Raw genomic sequence first — 1594 nt, forward strand, 5'->3', positions numbered from 1 at the left:
ATACCCTCGAATGTACCTTTGCCAGACTTGTGATCATCGACAATTGACTGAGCAAGAAGAGGTAGATCTTTGCCTGCTTCTTTATCACGTTTAGAGGGTTTAGATCTTAGTACTCTATTTCTTAAGCGGTCTGAATATTCCTTAAGTAAATCATAAATAATATGCTTGCTACTTGCTAGCATACCTTTAAGCAAATATATTGTGTTATTCACGTACATTTGAACTTTAAGCATACTAAGCTCAAAAGCATATTTATGCTTCTTGGCAATGTAATTTCCAACTAACATCTTAAGTAAGAATGAAGCCAATGATGCATAAAAGAAAGCAAGAACAATCCATTTGCTATGAGAATTAATGGTTTTTAAACCATTAAAAGATTTCAGTGCTTTATGGAAAATTTCTTGTTGCCAACGAATACGATAAGCTTTAGCAATAATTCTTGCACAAACTTTGTCTTGAGGAATATTGGTAACAAAGTAAACATATTCTTTCTTCTTTGTATTAAAAGAGCGCACAACACGAACTATGGAGCCTTTAGCTGTTTTAACCATGCAATCAACCAGCTGGTATTTTGCAAGCTTAGAGTTAAGCTCACATGAAACCTTTAATCCTTTTAACTCTGTAAGCTCGTTGCCATATTGATCATGTGCTGACAATATTTCAGCGGCCATATTCTTAAACCCCTTCATGATAAAGAAGTTGCCTCTGTTATGGATGTCAGCCCATAGCTGTTCGCTAATATATCCTTTGTCACAGATGTAAAGAATACCATCATGATCGTTATCAGTTAAAACAAACGCTCTTTCACTATCAGTTGCTTGAGTGACTATCGCAAATACAGGGGAGCAGCTGATTGGCGAGTACCCAAAATGAATTTTGATGCCTGCAGCAGGTATAACGCACTGATACTTTGATTTGGATTTTGCTTTACAAGCAAATTGCTTATGGCATGAAGGAATAACACGTAATTCGCAACCATCAACTTCAACTATGTCCATTAATCTAAGAGCATCTGTAAAAACATTGAATAAATCATCCATTGATGGCAAGTAAGAGCTTGGCTTCATTGCGGCTAGTCTATTAACTATATCTACCATAAAGAGGTAGAATCCCTCTTTATCAATAGCCTTATGGAAAGCTTTTGGAGTAACGTTACAGTTTTTAAAGTTCTCGTCAAAAAAAGCATGCAAACTTGCGATGCAAAAGCCTTCACTTGAAGAGTTACCTTGAGTCCCTAAATAGGCAATTAAAGCAATAGCAACTTCTACAATGTTAAGCTTTCTTACTCTCTGTTGAGCGCCTAGCTTTTTTGCACGTTCGACAAGAAATTGCAGTTTAAGAACATTAATGATGTTAGGAATTACGTTACTAGATTTGCCTGAAATTGTATCGGATGCTAAGATTTCCATAAGGCCTCCTTGCTGTATTAGTTTTTAGAATTTTTAAACAGTATATAGGAGGCCTTTTCTTTTTTAAATAGCTTAAATATCAGATTTTTAGCATATAAAACATTAAAATGTTAATTTTTCCCCAAATCAGGGAAAACTCTGGTTAAACATATGTAAAAATAAGGCTGAAATAAGGGCAAAATCCT

At 35.0% G+C, this 1594-nt stretch carries 1 protein-coding gene; it reads right to left on the reverse strand.

Annotated elements, in window-relative coordinates:
• The coding region (locus tag MXE38_RS12235; RefSeq protein ID WP_246915487.1) for an IS4 family transposase at positions 1–1409 on the reverse strand (1409 nt) is incomplete at its 3' end.
• Positions 1410–1594: the final 185 nt, after the last annotated feature.

The organism is Anaerobiospirillum sp. NML120448 (genome assembly GCF_023050945.1).
In the GTDB taxonomy this organism is placed as follows: domain Bacteria; phylum Pseudomonadota; class Gammaproteobacteria; order Enterobacterales; family Succinivibrionaceae; genus Anaerobiospirillum.